Source organism: Bacillus sp. JJ783, from assembly GCF_036963225.1.
Classification (GTDB): domain Bacteria; phylum Bacillota; class Bacilli; order Bacillales; family Bacillaceae_G; genus Bacillus_A; species Bacillus_A cereus_U.
Window position 1 is genome coordinate 62,668 of the sequence record NZ_JBALMG010000006.1, and the last position, 797, is coordinate 63,464.

A 797-nucleotide genomic window follows, 5' to 3' on the forward strand; every position below is an offset into this window, starting at 1 on the left:
CCCTCTTTCTTTATTATATGGGGATGAAAAAATACTAAAGTGAAAGTACGTGTTATCCTTTATAGCTTTTTTTATTGTAATTCTCATTAAATTCTTTTCCTTCTAAACTCGGATCGAGTGTTAAAGGTTGGTTGCAATGCATACATGCGTCGACACGACCAAGCATTTTTGTTGGCTTATCGCAGCTTGGACAAATAATTTGTACAGTCTTAGTAGATAACATACCAATCCAAAAGTAAACGACAGTACTAGCGATAACAGCTAAAAAGCCAACCATCATAAATGTTGTCATAATAATAATGTTGTCACGGAAAAAGACTCCTAAGTATGCAATGAAGAGGCCGATAAATACTAAACTTAATGCAAAGGTTCGGATTTTATTAATTTTGTTCGAATATTTAATACCCATTCCCACCACACTCCTATAGGAATAATATAACACACAATTTAGAATATTTTATGAAAGTGAAGGCGATGATTAAATTTATCACTTATTAAAGAACAGTAGTGCTTTCTTTTAAGATGCAATACAGAAAGAGATTAGGTGGAAGAAGCATGTCTATAAAAGAGGAGTAGTAATTTTTTCTATAGTTAATTTAGCTTTTTAACGGGATGTGAAATTTTTTTAGAAAAAGTATTGACCCTATATATACTGCGTGATATATTAATAAACGTCGCTGATGCGGAAACGCAGAAAACGACAAAAAAGAAATTTAAAAAACTTAGTTGACATCGAAAAACGAAGATGTTAACATAAGGAAGTCGCAATTGAGCGGCGAAGTAGTTCTTTGAAAACT

The 797-nt window shown here is 32.2% G+C and carries 1 protein-coding gene; it reads right to left on the reverse strand.

Annotated elements, in window-relative coordinates; translation table 11 throughout:
- Positions 1 to 52: 52 nt before the first annotated feature.
- Entirely contained in the window at positions 53 to 409 is a 357-nt protein-coding gene (locus V7038_RS01545) for a YgzB family protein (protein ID WP_335468855.1), read from the reverse strand.
- Between the last annotated feature and the right edge of the window lie 388 nt (positions 410 to 797).